Annotated in this window: 20 protein-coding genes; 19 read left to right on the top strand and 1 reads right to left on the bottom strand. The window is 65.6% G+C overall.

The window, feature by feature from the left end; genetic code table 11:
- Nucleotides 1–581: 581 nt before the first annotated feature.
- Nucleotides 582–962, bottom strand: a complete 381-nt coding sequence (locus AC57B5_RS08480) for a helix-turn-helix domain-containing protein (RefSeq protein ID WP_496399254.1) — start codon at nucleotides 960–962, stop codon at nucleotides 582–584.
- Nucleotides 963–1,038: 76 nt separating this feature from the next.
- Between AC57B5_RS08480 and AC57B5_RS08475 the strand changes: the two genes are divergently transcribed.
- The 19 genes from AC57B5_RS08475 to AC57B5_RS08385 all read left to right on the top strand — a co-directional run bounded on the left by AC57B5_RS08475 (nucleotide 1,039) and on the right by AC57B5_RS08385 (nucleotide 14,191).
- Complete coding sequence (locus AC57B5_RS08475; RefSeq protein ID WP_496399253.1) at nucleotides 1,039–1,290, top strand: hypothetical protein; 252 nt, start codon at nucleotides 1,039–1,041, stop codon at nucleotides 1,288–1,290.
- Nucleotides 1,287–1,550 (top strand): hypothetical protein, encoded by a 264-nt coding sequence (locus AC57B5_RS08470; RefSeq protein ID WP_496399252.1) that lies wholly within the window; start codon nucleotides 1,287–1,289, stop codon nucleotides 1,548–1,550. Before AC57B5_RS08475 ends, AC57B5_RS08470 begins: the two co-directional genes overlap by 4 nt.
- Nucleotides 1,543–1,716, top strand: a complete 174-nt coding sequence (locus tag AC57B5_RS08465; RefSeq protein ID WP_496399251.1) for a hypothetical protein — start codon at nucleotides 1,543–1,545, stop codon at nucleotides 1,714–1,716. The genes AC57B5_RS08470 and AC57B5_RS08465 overlap by 8 nt, the downstream gene beginning before the upstream one ends.
- Nucleotides 1,709–2,026 (top strand): hypothetical protein, encoded by a 318-nt coding sequence (locus AC57B5_RS08460; protein ID WP_496399250.1) that lies wholly within the window; start codon nucleotides 1,709–1,711, stop codon nucleotides 2,024–2,026. The genes AC57B5_RS08465 and AC57B5_RS08460 overlap by 8 nt, the downstream gene beginning before the upstream one ends.
- A 128-nt stretch (nucleotides 2,027–2,154) precedes the next feature.
- Entirely contained in the window at nucleotides 2,155–2,439 is a 285-nt protein-coding gene (locus AC57B5_RS08455; protein WP_016449960.1) for a hypothetical protein, read from the top strand.
- A gap of 138 nt (nucleotides 2,440–2,577) precedes the next feature.
- A complete protein-coding gene (locus AC57B5_RS08450; protein ID WP_496399249.1) occupies nucleotides 2,578–3,480 on the top strand; it encodes a hypothetical protein in 903 nt (300 codons plus the stop codon).
- Nucleotides 3,477–4,871 (top strand): replicative DNA helicase, encoded by a 1,395-nt coding sequence (locus AC57B5_RS08445; RefSeq protein WP_496399248.1) that lies wholly within the window; start codon nucleotides 3,477–3,479, stop codon nucleotides 4,869–4,871. The genes AC57B5_RS08450 and AC57B5_RS08445 overlap by 4 nt, the downstream gene beginning before the upstream one ends.
- Before the next feature lie 11 nt (nucleotides 4,872–4,882).
- Nucleotides 4,883–5,359 (top strand): RusA family crossover junction endodeoxyribonuclease, encoded by a 477-nt coding sequence (locus tag AC57B5_RS08440; protein WP_496399247.1) that lies wholly within the window; start codon nucleotides 4,883–4,885, stop codon nucleotides 5,357–5,359.
- Nucleotides 5,356–5,904 (top strand): hypothetical protein, encoded by a 549-nt coding sequence (locus AC57B5_RS08435; RefSeq protein ID WP_496399246.1) that lies wholly within the window; start codon nucleotides 5,356–5,358, stop codon nucleotides 5,902–5,904. Before AC57B5_RS08440 ends, AC57B5_RS08435 begins: the two co-directional genes overlap by 4 nt.
- A complete protein-coding gene (locus AC57B5_RS08430) occupies nucleotides 5,901–6,410 on the top strand; it encodes a hypothetical protein (protein ID WP_496399245.1) in 510 nt (169 codons plus the stop codon). The genes AC57B5_RS08435 and AC57B5_RS08430 overlap by 4 nt, the downstream gene beginning before the upstream one ends.
- Nucleotides 6,407–6,865 (top strand): recombination protein NinB, encoded by a 459-nt coding sequence (locus tag AC57B5_RS08425; RefSeq protein WP_198820359.1) that lies wholly within the window; start codon nucleotides 6,407–6,409, stop codon nucleotides 6,863–6,865. The genes AC57B5_RS08430 and AC57B5_RS08425 overlap by 4 nt, the downstream gene beginning before the upstream one ends.
- A complete protein-coding gene (locus AC57B5_RS08420; protein WP_496399244.1) occupies nucleotides 6,862–7,317 on the top strand; it encodes a hypothetical protein in 456 nt (151 codons plus the stop codon). Before AC57B5_RS08425 ends, AC57B5_RS08420 begins: the two co-directional genes overlap by 4 nt.
- 71 nt (nucleotides 7,318–7,388) lie before the next feature.
- Nucleotides 7,389–7,916, top strand: a complete 528-nt coding sequence (locus tag AC57B5_RS08415; protein ID WP_496399243.1) for a hypothetical protein — start codon at nucleotides 7,389–7,391, stop codon at nucleotides 7,914–7,916.
- 88 nt (nucleotides 7,917–8,004) lie between these two features.
- Nucleotides 8,005–8,541: a YfbU family protein gene (locus tag AC57B5_RS08410; RefSeq protein WP_496399242.1), complete on the top strand. Its 537-nt coding sequence runs from the start codon at nucleotides 8,005–8,007 to the stop codon at nucleotides 8,539–8,541.
- A gap of 38 nt (nucleotides 8,542–8,579) precedes the next feature.
- Nucleotides 8,580–9,278, top strand: a complete 699-nt coding sequence (locus AC57B5_RS08405; RefSeq protein WP_496399241.1) for a hypothetical protein — start codon at nucleotides 8,580–8,582, stop codon at nucleotides 9,276–9,278.
- A complete protein-coding gene (locus AC57B5_RS08400; RefSeq protein ID WP_496399240.1) occupies nucleotides 9,275–10,720 on the top strand; it encodes a terminase large subunit domain-containing protein in 1,446 nt (481 codons plus the stop codon). The genes AC57B5_RS08405 and AC57B5_RS08400 overlap by 4 nt, the downstream gene beginning before the upstream one ends.
- Nucleotide 10,721: 1 nt before the next feature.
- Nucleotides 10,722–12,932, top strand: coding sequence for a portal protein (locus tag AC57B5_RS08395; protein ID WP_496399239.1), 2,211 nt, complete (start codon nucleotides 10,722–10,724; stop codon nucleotides 12,930–12,932).
- Between the two features lie 49 nt (nucleotides 12,933–12,981).
- Nucleotides 12,982–13,203, top strand: coding sequence for a hypothetical protein (locus tag AC57B5_RS08390; protein ID WP_496399238.1), 222 nt, complete (start codon nucleotides 12,982–12,984; stop codon nucleotides 13,201–13,203).
- Nucleotides 13,204–13,234: 31 nt separating this feature from the next.
- On the top strand, nucleotides 13,235–14,191 hold the full coding sequence (locus tag AC57B5_RS08385) for a hypothetical protein (RefSeq protein ID WP_496399237.1): 957 nt from the start codon (nucleotides 13,235–13,237) through the stop codon (nucleotides 14,189–14,191).
- Nucleotides 14,192–14,200: the final 9 nt, after the last annotated feature.

Below are 14,200 nucleotides of genomic sequence, written 5' to 3'. Positions count from 1 at the left end.
CACGCCTGGGGAGTTGAAGGTTGGGAGGAGACAGTCCCCCAGGGCCCGGCTGGAAAGCTAGTCCGCGTGCTACGTGCGGACGGCGTCAGTAGCAGTTCACGCAGTACAAAGCGAGGACAGCAAAGACGAGTACAAAACGGCAGATACGCACTTGAAGCTCCTTGAAAGCGAGATGTTGGTTCTCGTATAGCTTCAAGCACGGTTTTTTGATCAAACCTCAGCACCCTCTCGGAAGACGCTGAGGTTTGGACCCTTGCGGACCCAATCGCGACGCACCCACGCCGCTGGTTTTTCTTGCTCTTGGGTTCCACCCTCACCGGAGGATTGGCTTGCATCCGGGCGCCCCGGGACTGAGTCCCTGGCGACTTGCAGCTTTGGCCTGCTTTGGAGCAGGTGGCTGGGTCGTTGAGGTGGATTCTTTCCCAAATGTGGGATGCAAGTCAACCCAAATTTGGGAATTCAGTGCAAATTTTTTCCCGCAATTGGGCGTTGCAGGGTGTTCTCGGGTGTTGCGGGGGCACAAAAAAGCCCGCTGGTGCGGGCATTCGGTTTTGAACTTCTTGGGGCGAGCGGCAGCGATTCTATGGAGCCCCATCCTTTTTCGAAGCTTCCCACTCCTGATAGACGTCCATAGCTTTGGCCTCGATCATCCCTTTTCGCCGGTCGGGCAGCGCGGCAAATTGCTGCGGAGAGATGTCCTCGAATGGCCAGGGCGACGTGCCCACTCCGCTCAATGGATCGAACTCCTCAGAGAGCAAGGCCCATATGGGTATTTGAAAGGCGCGCGCAATTCCAGCCAAGTGATCAACGCCAGTGTTGGTCTCGGCCTTGGTCATCCGCTCGACCACCCCCTTAGATACACCAGAGGCTTCCGACAGTCGCACGATCGTTCCGAGACGTGGATTGGCCTGCATCAGCGCGCGCACGTTTTTGGCAAGGATGTGTCGTGGTTCCGAACTCATCCTCCGAGTGTGCCGAAGGCTGTATCCCAGGAATGGGATTGACTGTGTCCCAAATTTGGGATTATGCTCGGCAGCCATGGAACCCATCATCTCTTTCCTCAAGCGTCGTCTTCGCGAGGCGGGCGCCGCGCGCTGGGAGTTGATTGCGGCGGATGCCGGGGTAGCAAAAACGCTGCCCCGGAAGATCGCTTGCAACGACCGAGACAACCCCGGCGTGCAGACCATCCAGCCTCTTCTGGACTACTTCCGCCTCGTTGACCTCGGCGAACGGAAACTTCCCGAACTGCCATCTGCAGCCCCGGCCCCCGCCCCCCAGGAGGCCGCATGAAGCTCTTCTCCTTCACCAAGCGCCAGAGGCCCGACCCTGTGCCGGAAGACTTTCCAACGCTCTCCGAGGTTGACGAGAAGGCCATTGAGATCCTGAAGTCGCTCAAGGGCATGCGGATGTGCGACGCCGAACAGGCCTTGTTCGGCGCCCACAACGTGCTGCTGCATTGGCATGAAAGGGCTCCTTTCGCCTGCCTTCCTCCGTCGATGAGCCTGGCGCCCAAGGGTGCCAAGCCCGCCCAGGAGCCCGGCCATGCGTAGCCGCACCGCCAAGAGGCCGGGCCCGCTGCAGCACCAGCAGCGCCTGCACCGTGCCCGTGAACAGCGCCGCATGGAGGCCTGGCACCAGGCCAGCCTGAACCTGCACGCTGCCATGCAGACCCTGAAGTCGCATCAGGCCTTGATCCAGGGGCTGAGCCATGCGTAGCCGCACGATCACCCTGCGCCCTGGCGAGTCCTTCGTCACGGCCGATGGCCTCACGGTGGAAGCGCGCACCGAAGAGCAGGAGCGGCGCGAGCAGGCCTCGCTGGGAGCGATCGAGAAGGCCCGCGCCGACACGGCGGCCGATCTGGTTCGCAGCGCTGGCGTAACGAGCCTCCCGCGCGACGTGGCCATCACCGATTTGGACGACCGCGTGGTCATCACGGTGGGCGATGTCGTGCTGCGCCTGACCCCGGAGGAAGCGGCCTGCCTGTTCTCCCTGGGATCGGTCTATGGCCGCAAGCCGCAGGCGTAGGGGACTGCAGTGCCATCCCGCTACGCCCGCCGCCGCGCCAGCCCATACAGCAACGCATCCAGCTCCCTGCGGCTGACGTCCCATTCGTCCGCTTCGCAGTCCTCCACCACCACAGCCAGGACCGAGAAATGAACCAACAGCAGCCTGCCTTCGCGCGCAGTCGCAACCCTGAACTGGACCGCACTGACCTGCGCGCCACGGTCCGCAAATTCACCATGGACGTCATCGATGCCGAGGTGAACCACCGCATCCGCCACACCGACGCGGGCGCGAGCCGGAACATGGTCATCAACGAGATCCTGGAAGCGTGGGCGTCTGAGCAATGGCATAGGGCAACTATGACCGTAGCCCTGGCGCCTATCAATCCGTTGCTGCAGGAATCGGAGCAGGGCGGGGAGGGCGGCAATGTCTGAAGTCGTCAGCCTCGACCGCATCAAGGCCCTGGCGCATGCAGCTCGCGCCGCTGGCCAGCCCCTCGAACAGGCATGCCCTTGGCCCGTGGAATCGCTCGCTGGCCAGGTCTTCGCTGCCGCCTATGAAGGGCACGCGCAGTGACTGAAGCCACCGAAAAAACCAAGCGTCCGGCGTTCCAGTTCTACCCTGCGGACTGGCGCAAGGATGTCGAGCTGCAGTCGTGCTCCATGGCCGCCCAAGGCCTGTGGATCAACGCCATGTGCATCGCACACGAGTGCGAGCCCTACGGCCACCTGATGGTCAACGGCCGCCCCATGAACACCGCGCAGCTGGGCCGCCAGGTCGGTCTTTCCGTGAAGGAATGCGAGGGCCTGGTCTCCGAACTTCTGGACGCTGGCGTGGCCCGCCGCACCGAGGAAGGGGCGTTGTTCTCCAAGCGCATGGTGCAGGACGAGACCACCCGAAACGCCCGTGCTGCTGGTGGAAAGACTGGCGCAGAGCACGGCGCGAAGGGGGCTTCTCATGGAAAGAAAGGGGGGCGTCCTGCTCAACCGAAGGGGGGTTCTGAAACCCCCCTTGCTGGAAACGAAACTACCCCCCTTCTAGGCTTCGAAGAACCCCCCCCTTCTTCTTCATCTTCTTCTTCACCTTCGGGGTTTAAAGAAGGAGCTAACGCTCCTCTGTCGAAAGCGAGGCTTCCGACCTGCCCGAAGCAGGCCATTGTCGACCTGTACCACGAGGTGCTGCCCGAGCTGCCCGGCGTGCGGGTCATGGACAAGGACCGGGAGAAGGCCCTGGCCGAGATCTGGCAGTGGGTGCTGACCGTGCCGAAGAAGGACGGTCAGCCCCGTGCCACCGACGCTGCAGGTGCATTGGCCTGGCTGCGCGGCTACTTCCTCCGTGCCCGCAGCAACGACTTCATCATGGGTCGCGGTTTCCGCTCTGCTGAGCACCAGAACTGGCGCTGCACGATCGAATACCTCGTGTCGAGCCGTGGCCGGAAAAAGGTCATCGAGGAGACGCAGGAGGTCGCAGCATGAACGCCCGCTCCATGCCCCCCCTGGACGAAGATTTCGACGGTGGCAGCACGATGCCGCTGGCCAGCTTCGAGGCTGAGCACGCCGTGCTGGGCTCCCTGCTGCTGAGCAGCGGCCTGTACGACGTGGTGGGCGACATCCTGCAGCCTGCGGACTTCGCCGACGAGACCCACGGCGCGATCTACGGCGCCATCTCCGCGCTGGCCGTGGCCGCCAAGGCTGTGGACCCGCTGACCGTGTACGAGCAGCTGCGCTGCGCGGTAGAGCTGACCTACCTGAACGACCTGGCGCAGGCTGGCTCCGTCTCAGGCTCGTCTGCCCGGCGCTACGCCGAGATCGTCCGGGAGCGTGCGCTGAGCCGCCAGCTGCTGGGCGTGGTGGACAAGGCCCGAGAGCTGGCGCGCGACCATGCGCTGCCCATCGGTGACCGCATCGAGCAGGTCTCGGCGCAGCTGGCCGGCCTAGCCTCCGATGGCCCGGGCGACGAGTGGATTGGCGCAGACGCTGGCGTCGTGTCGTTCCTGGAAGACCTGGACCAGCGCAGCGTCGGCATCGAAGAACCGTTCCTGCCCACGGGCCTGCGCGACCTGGACCGCATCCTCGACGGCGGCACGCGGCCGGGCGACTTGGTTGTCATCGGCGCGCGCCCCTCCATGGGCAAGACCGCGCTGGCCCTGGCCATCGGTGAGCACGCCGCGAAGCTGGGCCAGACCGTCGCCATGTTCTCGCTGGAGATGTCGTGCGCAGCGCTGTACGAGCGCCGCATCGCAATGGAGTCCGAGGTGTCGATGAGCATCATCCGGCAGCCCAAGGGCCGCATGACCGACAGCGACTATGCGGCTGTGTGCAGGGCAGGGGAGTGCATCCGCCAGCGCCCGTTCTACGTCAACGACCGCACAGGCCTGAACATCAACACGCTGCGCACCAAGGCCCGGGCCCTCAAGCGCCGGCACGGCCTGCGCCTGCTGATCGTGGACTACCTGGGCCTGATGGAGGGCACGAACCCCAAGGACACGCGCACCGCGCAGCTGGGCGAGGTCACGCGGAACCTGAAGAAGCTGGCCAAGGAGCTGGGCATCACCGTGCTGCTGCTGGTCCAGCTGAACCGCGAGGTCGAAAAGCGTGTGGACCAGATGCCCATGATGTCCGACCTGCGCGACTGCGGCGAGATCGAGCAGGACGCGGACATCATCCTCTTCCCCCACCGCCCCATCCACCTCAAGCCCAGCCTGGGCGATGCCTGGCGGTACTACGCCAGCCTGCGCGTGGCCAAGCAGCGCGGCGGCGCCACGGGCGATCTGAACCTCAGGTATGTGGGCCACCTGGTCCGCTTCGAGAACTGGAACGGCGACAAGCCGAGCACCACCCCTGGCCGTTCGGCCGACTTCGAGTGAAAGCCCCATCCATGATCACCCTCACTCTCCCGTACCCCATCAGCGCGAACCGCTACTGGCAGACCCGCGTGATCCGCAAGGGCACGACCAGCATGGCCATGACCTACGTGAGCACCGAGGCCAAGGCCTTCAAGGAGCGCGTGGGCTGGCTGGCCAAGGCCGCAGGCGTGCGCAGCCCCATCGCTGGCCGTGTGGCCATCGCCTACACCCTGCACCCGCACCGGCCCCAGGACTGGGCGCGCCGGGCGAAGCGCGACCCCATGGCCTGGGACGACACCGTGCAGTGCATCGACCTGGACAACGCCCAGAAGGTGCTGCTGGACGCGCTCAAGGGCGTGGCCATCGAGGACGACCGCTGGGTGCGCAGCATCAACGCCCAGCGTGGCGAGCCGGTGGAGGGCGGCAAGCTGGTCGTGACCATCACGTCGCTGGCTGTGGCCACCGCGCCCGTGCCGGAGCAGGGCGACCTGCTGGGAGCGCTGGCATGACCACGACCATCACCCTGGGCGAAATCAAAGCCCGGTGCGAAGAAGTCGGGGAGTGCTGGCTCTGGCAAGGCGCGACCAGCGACAACGGCTATCCCATCATGAAGCGCGGCGGAGGCCCATGCCTGCTTGTGCGCCGCGTGGTGGCTGGCATCCGGGGCACACCTCCCGCGGCCCGCCAGCCTGTGGTCGTGACCTGTGGCGAGAAGTGCTGCTGCAACCCGGCACACGTCCGCCTCTCGACCGTCAAGAAGGTGGCTGAAGCAGCCGCGAAGGCTGGCGCGTATTCGAGCATTGACCGCTGCGCGAAGGTTGCCAAGGCTCGCCGCACAGCGCCTGGCGCAAAGCTGGACGAGGGAAAGGCGCGCGACATCCGCCTGTCCGCGAAGACCAGTGCGGCGCTGGCCACGGAGTACGGGGTCAGCCTGAGCCTTATCAAGTCCATCCGAGCAGGACGCGCATGGAAGGACTACGCCAGCCCCTTCGCCCGCCTGGGCGCGAGGCCTCAGCAGGTGCGCCAGCCCCTGGCGCGTGGGGCGTCTGTATGAACGGACTGAACCGCCGCCCCTTCGGCCGCCGGCCCGCCTCCGCGCCAGCCCAGGACCGCGAGGAGCGCCTGGCCCAGCGTGCCGCGCGCGCCCTGGCTAGCGCCCGCGCCACGGCCGGTATGGCGTGCGCCAGCGCCGTGACCATGGGCTCGGCCACAGGCCAGGCCCAGCCCAAGGCCGAGATTCTCGAATGCGAAGCCTACCGCCGCGCAGTCGCTGCGCTGCCTTGCATCTGGTGCGGCATCGCCGACTACAGCCAGCACGCCCACCTGAACCTCGGCAAGGGCTTCGCGCTCAAGACCGACGACCGCACCGGCTTTCCGCTGTGCTGCACACGCCCGGGCATTGAGGGCTGCCATGCCGCTTATGACCAGTACCGCCTGGTTGAAGGCGGCAGGGAAGGGCACCGCGCCTACGGCCTCGAATGGGGCCGCATCACTCGCCACACGATCCAACAGCGCGGCCTCTGGCCTGCGCGCCTGCCTCTCTGTAAGGAAGACCAATGAGCGAACACCTCACCATCCTGCTGAAGGACACCGAGCAGGCCCACGTGGCCGTGACGAGCGCGTGGCGGCGCGCCAAGGGCTGGCTGGCCGACGGCAAGCGCCTGGTGCTGGAGATCCGACCTGAGCGCCGGCAGGAGCGGCACAGCCGCCACTTCCACAGCCTCATCAACCAGATCAGTGCACAGGTCGGCGGCGACCTGGCCGACACCGACGACGCCAAGCGCATCCTGATCAGCGCCTTCCGCCTGGACACCCTGCGCGATGCCCAGTTCTGCGACGAGTGGGCCCGCTTCGGCGAGGCACGCATGGGGCGCGGCCTGCGCGGCGAGGTCGTGGTGCTGGGGACGCAGACGAAGAACTTCACCGACAAGCTGGCCAAGGGCTTCGTGGAATGGCTGTACGCCTTCGGCGCCGAGGCAGGCGTCACCTTCAAGCCCTGGGAGGACCGGCCATGAAGCGGCACCACCAACACCGCGCGCCGGCGCAGCTCCCGAAGTTCTGGCGCCCGAAACTGGCCGAGTCCACAAAGCTCGAGGCCAAGCTCGTGCACCACGACCTGCTGCAGACCATCGCCCAGGGCGGCGCCACCTTTGCGGTTCTTCTCGATTGGATGGAGACCGGCACCACCTACAGCCGAATGATGTGGTTGCTCCAGCAGGATGGCGAGCCGCTGACCGAGGAGGCCGCCCAGGCCGTCAATGCGCAACTGGAGCTGTACGAACCGGTGTGCGCCCGCTGGGCACGCTGGGGGAAGGTGCAGCTGACGCAGCCAGAGCTGGAAATCGCGCTGCAAGCTGCCCAGGTGTTCGACCAGTTGCTGGAGATCGACCGCAATGGCATTGCCGTCGAGGCCGCGCACTGGTCAATGAAGGAGATGCTGAAGTTCCGGCAGATCCGGCCCGGATAAAGGAAAGCCCGCGCGAGGCGGGCGATCCCGGTCCTGTGACCTGAGCAATCGCAGTTTACCGGGAGAAGCCATTGACCACCACCACCACCACGCCGCAAATCGACGACCGCACCAGCGCCGACATCATCTGGGCCACCATCCAGGACCTGCACACCCAGGGCCAGGTCTGCGCACGCAGTGAGCTTCAGTCCATCACAGGCCTGAAGATGACCATCATCGACGACCACGTCTCGCGCCTGATCGATGACGGCCGCCTGCGCCGCATTCGGGATGGTGTCTTCGCGCCGATGATGGGCCGTCCCGAGCCCGAGGCAGTGTCGATGACGGAATTGCCGGAGGGGCTGGTGATCATTGAGGCCGGTGACCAGCAATTGCGCGTCAATGAGGCCACAGCCCGGCGCATTGCCCGTATGTTTCAGGGCTACGCAATGCAGTTCTCCAACATGCAGACCCAGCACGATATGGGCGCCATCCTGACGGAGTTCACAGTGCGCAATCGGCACCAGGCCGACGAGATCCTGGAGCTGCGCAAGGTGGTGCAGCAGCTGCAGAAGAAGGTGCAGGATGGGGATGCGGGGCAGATGTCGCTGATTGGGTGATGCGTTGATCTGAATTAGCCATTCTTTCGCTTCTGAGTTTGAAGTTATGCTGCTGCTTCCAATTCAACCACCTTAAAGGAAAGATGACGTGAATCTTACGAATGCAGAGAAGCTGATTGTCAGCATGCTTGCCGATGTGCAATTGAAGATTGGTGTTGAGAACGGAAATGCTGAGTTCATTAAGGCGGCAGTTCTTGAGGGGCAGACATGGGCGTTAAGCTGGGTACTGAAAGGCGTGGTAGGAGACACGCCAGATGACACGCCGGAAGAGGTGTCTGAAGTTGTTGCTCTGCTCGATATGTGGTCACGCCTTGAGCGGGTTATAGAGAAATTTGGCCCTGGAGAGAAAGAGGCATTCGATTCATGGTGGGGAGGCGGCCGCAAGTTCGAAGGATTTGATGGCAACAATGAGGCCGAGGAGATGGGTATAGCGAACTTCTTGATCCATCGAATGGATCGATTTACGGAATTCAAGGATCGTGAAATTAACAGTCGCGCGCCAACATTGGAGCGCTATCGAAAAATCTATGAAGCTTACAAGCCATTCAAGGATGGCTTGATGGCTGGCGCCCCCATGTCGCCAACCTCACTCGTCGAGATACTTCGTGCAGGGGCACCCCGCTAGGGTTCGCCTAAAAGACACGCGCCCGGGAGACTCCGGGCATGCCATCTTCACCGCATCCCGACCAAGCCCCCAGCGCAGGGGGCGTAGCCCCCGGCCCCCGCTCCCCTGACTGGGAGCGCATCGAGCTGGACTACCGGGCCGGCATCAAGAGCCTGCGCGAAATCGCCGAAGGCTCCGGCACCAGCCATGTCAACATCTCCAAGCGCGCCAAGAAGCTGGGATGGACGCGAGACCTCACAGCCAAGATCCAATCCAAGGCCGACGCACTGGTTAACGCGGCCCTGGTTAACACCCCGGTTAACAATGCGTCTCCAGCGGCAGAGCGGGAGACGGTGGACGCGGCTGCCACGACTCAGGCGGCTGTGCGTCTGGCCGAGCGTGGCGACATCGTGCGGTGCCGGCGCATCTGTATGGGCCTCATGGATGAGCTGGAGCAGCAGAGCGCGAGCCCGAAGCTGCTGAGCGATGTGGCCGCCATCCTGCGCAGCGCCCCGGCCGAGGAACTGACCAAGGAGCAGCGCGGCAAGCTGGCCGAGGCGGCGGGCAAGGCTTCCAGCCTGGCAAACCGCAGCAGCACCATGCGCTCCCTGTCCGAATCCCTGCGCGTGCTCATCGGGCTGGAGCGCCAGGCCTATGGCATCCGTGACGAGATGCCCGAGCCACCGGCCAAGGGGATGGAGAGCGTGACCACGGCCGAGCTGCTGGCCATGCGCGATGCGGTGAGGGCGCGCGCATGAACCTCTCCCCTGAGAAGCAGGCCGCCATGCTGGCCATGATCGAGCGGGAGCTGGCGGCGCGGCAGCTGGACCAGTACGGCCCCTACGGCAAGCAGCGAGAGTTTCACCGTGCTGGCGCGTCGTTCAGCGAGCGCCTGTTCATGGCCGGGAACCAGCTCGGCAAGACCAAGGCCGGCGGCGCCGAATGGGCCATGCACCTGACGGGCCGGTATCCGGACTGGTGGGACGGTGCCACCTTCGCCAAGCCGGTGACCTTCTGGGCGGGCTCTGTGACCAGCGAAGCCACGCGCGACAACCCGCAGCGCATGCTGCTGGGCCCGCCGGCCACGGTGGATGCCTGGGGTACGGGTATGGTGCCGCGCGATGCCATCAAGGCCACCACGCGCGCCATGGGCGTTGCCAACCTGCTGGACAGCGCCGTGATCCGCTGGGGTGGTGGTGGCGATGTGCAGGCCGGCGAATCCATCATCGCCTTCAAGTCCTACGAGAAGGGCCGCGAGAAGTGGCAGGGCCCCACCGTGGATGGCGTCTGGTTTGACGAGGAGCCGCCGCAGGACATCTATGCCGAGGGACTGACCCGGACCAACAACGGCCAGCGCGGCCAGTTCGCACAGACCACCTTCACCCCGCTGCTGGGCATGTCGGACGTGGTGATGCGCTTCCTGATGCCCGAGGCAGACGACCCTGGCGCCAAGGCCCGGCACGTCACCAGCATGACCATCTGGGACGTGGACCACTACTCGCTGGAGCAGAAGCAGTCCATCGTCGCCAGCTACCCGGCGCACGAGCGGGAGGCGCGCTCCAAGGGCATCCCGACGCTGGGTAGCGGCCGGATCTTCCCCGTGGAAGAGGACAGCATCAAGGTGCAGCCCTTCCCGATCCCTGCTCACTGGGTGCGCATCAACGGCCTGGACTTCGGCTGGGACCACCCCACGGCTGCCGTACAGCTGGCTTGGGACAGGGACAGCGACTGCCTCTATGTCACGCAGGGCCACAGGCAGAAGGAGTCCACGCCCATCCTGCACGCCGCAACCATCAAGGCATGGGGCGAATGGGTGCCCACGGCCTGGCCCCATGACGGCCTGCAGCACGACAAGGGAAGCGGCGAGCAGCTGGCCGTCCAGTACGCGAAGACCGGGCTGAAGATGCTCAAGGATCGCGCCACCTTCGAGGACGGCAGCAACGGCGTCGAGGCCGGCCTGATGGAGATGCTGCAGCGCATGCAGACCGGCCGGCTCAAGGTGTTCGCGCACCTGGAGGACTGGTTCAGCGAGTTCCGCCTGTACCACCGCGAGGACGGCAAGGTCGTGAAGAAGCAGGACGACCTAATGAGCGCCACCCGCTACGCCGTGATGATGAAGCGCAAGGCCATCGTGCGGCCGGCCCCGGCCCGCGCTGCAGCCTCGGCCTGGCAGCCACTGGACAACGAGATAGGGTACTGACATGCAAGCCACCACCAACCATGGGGGCCTGCTGGCCCAGCAGCACGACGACAGCGGCGAGCCTCAGCGCGACCTGCGCGCCGAGTTCGTCCTGACGCTCCTTTCCAAGCGCCGCGAGGCCATTGCCGGCCGCGCCGGCTCCGGTATCGAGGAGGAGTGGACCGAGGACGAGGAGCACTACCAGGGCATCGACGACGCCAACCGCAATTTCCAGAACGCCAACCAGCTGTACCGCAGCAGGAAGATGGCCATCGTGGGCGGCCAGCCCAAGCAGCAGGGCCCGGCCCGGTCGGTGGTGTTCCTCAACATCACGCGCCCCTATACCGATGCGGCCAGCGCCCGCGTGGCGGACATGCTGCTGCCTACGGATGACAGGGCCTGGGAGATCAAGGCCACGCCTTTGCCGACGCTCAGCCCAGCATTGCGCCAGCGGCTGATGGATGCCATGGGCGGGATCTACAAGCAGAAGACCGTGGAGGAATTCGTCCAGGAGCAGATCCACAATGCGGCCGAAGCCGCCAAGGGCATGCAGCGCGCGATCGAGGATTCGCTGGTCGAGAGCAATTGGCATGGAGAGATGCGACAGCTGATCGAGGACTCGGCGCGCATCGGCTCCGGTGTCTTCAAGGGGCCCTATCCCGTGATGCGCACCAGCCGGATGGCAATCAAGGACCCGGTGACGCAGACCACGCAGTTCGTCAAGTTCGATGAGATCAAGCCCGGCTCCAAGCGCATTGACGCCTGGAACTTCTTCCCGGACCCGGCCTGCGGGGAGAACCTCCACAACGGCAGCTACACGTGGGAGCGCGAGCACATCGGCCGGCGCCAGATCAAGGAGATGGCGGCCGATCCCAGCTATGAGACTGCCGAGCTGCTGGCCGCGCTGCGCGAAGGCCCGTCCCGAACCCGCGAGGGCACCGAGGCCGTTTACCGGCCGGGCGAGGACGAGTTCGAGATGTGGATCTTCTACGGCCACTGCGCCCGCGAGCACCTGGCGCGCCTGGGCGTGGAGATGGAGGAGGGCGACGAAGACCGCGTGCCCACCATGGCGGTGATGATCAACGACCGCCTGGTCAAGGTCGTGCTCAGCCCCCAGGAGGACGGCGAGTTTCCCTATGATGTGCTGGCCTGGCAGCGCCGCCCCGGCATGCCCTGGGGTGTCGGCATCAGCCGGCAGATCCGCACGGCACAGCGCATGCTCAATGGCTCGGCCCGCGCCATGATGGACAACGCCGGCCTGTCGGCCTCGCCGCAGATCGTCATCGGCAACGGCATCACCCCGCAGGACAACAGCTTCTCGCTGCGCCCCGGCAAGGTCTGGCGCGCCGAAGCCGATGCAGACGCCTCCGATGTGCGCGCCGCCTTCAATGCCTTCGTCGTGCCCAGCGTGCAGGCCCCGCTGATGAACATCATCAACTTCGCCCTGAAGATGGCCGAGGACACCACGGGCATGCCGGCCATGCTGCAGGGTATCCGCGGCGATGCACCCAACACCCTGGGCGGCATGCAGATGCAGAACAACAACGCCACCAGCGTGCTGCGGCGCCTGGCCAAGCGTTTCGACGACTACATGACCCGGCCGCACATCCAGCGGTACTTCGACTGGATGATGACCTACTCGGACGATGAGTCCATCAAGGGCGACTTCCAGATCGACGTGCGCGCCAGCTCGGCCCTGGTGGAGCGTGACGCCCAGCAGCAGTTCCTGATGACGCTGCTGCAAGTGTCGGCCAATCCCATCTACGAGCTGGACCCGGCCAAGCTGGCGGCCGAGCTGTGCAAGGGCCAGCGCCTGGACCCGGCCAACTTCCAACTCACGGATCAACAGAAGGCCCAGCGCGCCCAGCAGGGCCAGGACCCTACGGTGCGGGCCAAGGCCCAGCTGCTGGCCGCCCAGGCTCGCAAGGCCGATGCCGACGCCACCAACATCGGCATGGAGACGCTGTACAGCAGCGTGCAGACGGGCATGGGCATCGCTGGCAATCCTGCTGTCGCCCCTCTGGCCGACGGCTTGGCCAGGTCTGTGGGGTTCAAGGACCAGGACGCCGCGCCCATCGTGCCGCAGGGCGGATGGATCACACCCCAACAGCAGCCTGATCCTGGCGCCATGCCCAACAACACCGACCCGCTGACACCGCTGCGCCCGGACAGCCCGCTGCTGGGCGTGCGCCAGGGCATCGAGACACCGGCCGCTGACGGCGCGCGGGGCTGACCCCCGGCCAGGGTTCGCTCCAGAGGGCGTTCCTCTGGACACTGCAGCCATGACAAACCCGGGCCTGGACTTCACCTCACCGACATGGCGCGCCATCGAGCGCCATGCCAACGCGCAGATCGACACCCTGCGCAAGAAGAACGACAGCCCAACCATGGACGCGCTGCGCACCGCCGAACTGCGTGGGCGCATCGCGGCCTGGAAAGAACTGCTTGCGCTGGCCCCGTCAGCCCAGGCACAACCCGCCGACGCTGGTGGCGAAAGCTACTGACCTTGGCATGACACACAGGAGTGCATGACGCATGGATCCGCAACAACAGCAGGAACAGGCGCAGGAGCGGGCAGCTTTCGAGCAGGCCTTTGCCAGCGTGACCGGAACGGAACCGCCGCCAGCCCCCGCCGCAGCATCTTCGGATGCCTCGGCCGAGACTGGTGCAGCGCCCGCGCCGGCACCTGCAGAAGCCCCCGCACCAGCGCCCGCAGCCGCAGCGCCCCAGGCCAGCGTTGCACCACAGGACGGCTCCGATGCGCCGCCCGCACCCGAGGGGCAGCATGCCCAGCCGGTGCCCGCAGCAGTCGATGACGACCCCGTGGTGTTCGAGGGCTACAAGCGCAGCGAGATGCAGCGCCTGCTGGGCAGTGCAGCCAAGGTGGAAACGCTCGAGCAGCAGCTGCGCAAGGCCAACGGGAAGATCGGCGAGCTCAACAGCCGCATCCAAGCCCCGGCGCCCGCGCCAACTCCGACGCCAGCCCCGGCGCCCGAGTTGCCTCCGGAGCTCAAGCAGCTGGAGCAGGACTACCCCGATGTCGTGCAGTTGGTTCGCCACATGGTCGCAGGCCAGCAACCCCGCCAGGAAGCCCCGCCGGCTGAAGTGCAGCAACCCGTGGCCACGGGCGGCGCACATGCAGCTCAGGCCGAGCTCGACCCCATGGTGGTGGAGATGGCAGTGCTGGACCGCACAAACGCAGGTTGGCGCGAAAAGATCGACTCACAGGAATTCAACCTGTGGCTGACCTCCCAGGGGGAGCAGGTGCAGCAGGAGTTCGCCGAAGTGGCCACGGCCGACGGCATGGGCTCCCTGCTCGGCAAGTACGACGCATGGACCAACGCTCGCGCCACCGCCGCCGACAAGGCCGCGAAGGGGCAGGCACGGCTCAAGGCCGCCGTCACGCCCACAGGCAACGCACAGCGCCCCCAGACCGCGCCGACCGAACAGGAAGCATTCATTGCCGGCTTCAAGTCGGTGGTTGGCCGATAAGGCCGAAAG

Source organism: Delftia sp. BGA-UO-ETr-SB1, from assembly GCF_059567865.1.
Note: the sequence above shows the minus strand (reverse complement) of the source record. Positions and strands in the feature narration are given on the sequence as shown.